The sequence below is a fragment of the Vibrio sp. 10N.261.51.F12 genome (genome assembly GCF_041471725.1).
Classification (GTDB): Bacteria; Pseudomonadota; Gammaproteobacteria; order Enterobacterales; family Vibrionaceae; genus Vibrio.
This window is the reverse complement of the sequence record NZ_JBFROV010000057.1, coordinates 1-1,303: the sequence shown is the minus strand read 5'-3', so window position 1 is coordinate 1,303 and position 1,303 is coordinate 1. Positions and strand designations below refer to the sequence as shown.

Genomic DNA, 1,303 nt, shown 5'->3' with positions numbered 1-1,303 from the left:
TCAGGGCAAGATTACGAAGCCCCTTGCCCTGCAAGGACTTGAGAAAGATAAGCGTTGCTTCTATTTGCTTTCTTCTGCTTCCTCTTGATCCCACCGTTAAATGATTTTTCTGCTGTGAGTAAATTTAAAGCGATATGACGCACCACAGCAAAGTTTTCTCCTGCTTGCTTTCTGCGTATTCGACAAGCATCTTCATTGAAGCCAACATCCAAGCGCCAATGCATTTGATTCTCGATGCTCCAATGTGCTCTGGTATTTTCAAGCAAAGTTTTTGCGCTCAGTGACGCTGAACTGATGTAGTATTTAACTTGCATCGTTTCTGGTAGCTTGTCACCTTCTTGGCGAATTGAAAATACAACACCAACAGTTGATAAATTGGACCAATTAAACGCTAAGTCTCCCAAAAAATCAGTATTGTGTTCAACCATACTGACTCGTGTTTCAGTGCGACCATGGCCATTTTCTTGAGTGACATATTTATCGCCGCCAAACGTATTTATTGTCCGCGAATTAAATATTTCTGATATTGCTTCTTCAAGCCGTTTTTGATTTCCTTTCACTGCTAATAAATAGTCAGCTCCCTTACTTACTATTTTCTCTGCTATTTGCCTCTGGCAGCCCATCGCATCAATGGTAACAATGCATCCACGAATTGATAAAAGTTCGAGCAGCTCTGGTATTGCTTTAATCTCATTACTCTTTTCGGATGTCTTTACTTGCCCAAGAACAACTTGATTTGCCGCGCTAAACGCACTGACCATATGGATAGCACCACAACGCTTGTCTTTGTTATAAGTACCTCTGAGCGTCTTACCATCGATTGCAATAACTTCGCCTGAGGTTACATCATGACAATCTTGCATCCAGGATGAGAAACACCGTTGTAATTGCTTGGCTGATATAAGATTAATAACTCGAGCTATTGTATCGTGAACTGGGATACCATTAATGAAATCACCATATTGACGAAGCCACTCTAAGTTATCTTCACCAAAGTCCTCAATATCCTCCCAACCTTCAGCTCCTGCTATTACTGCAGCGACCATCAGGAAAATAATATCCGCTAGTGTATGTTCTATTTTCCACGATTGACGAGGATCTCTAATAACTGAAATGTGTTCCAAGAGGCTTTTTTCGTCCATGCCATATACCTTTCAAAAGATAGTATATGATCACAGCCAATATTGATCGTCAAATCGCTCGTTTATTAAGTTGTTATTTTGAGATGTTCACGGTATTTTTGGGGAGTATCTCATCACGCTTGAACCCTTGTCCCATAATGGGCTTTCATGATCTTGCCCTG

General features: G+C 40.8%; 1 protein-coding gene. It reads right to left on the bottom strand.

What is annotated here, in order from left to right:
- Positions 1-11: 11 nt before the first annotated feature.
- Positions 12-1,142 (bottom strand): ISAs1 family transposase, encoded by a 1,131-nt coding sequence (locus AB4405_RS23960; protein WP_372063074.1) that lies wholly within the window; start codon positions 1,140-1,142, stop codon positions 12-14.
- Positions 1,143-1,303: the final 161 nt, after the last annotated feature.

Coding starts and splice junctions, on each gene's coding strand:
- AB4405_RS23960 (WP_372063074.1), bottom strand. CDS start 1,142: ATGGACGAAAAAAGCCTCTTGGAACACATTTCAGTTATTAGAGATCCT.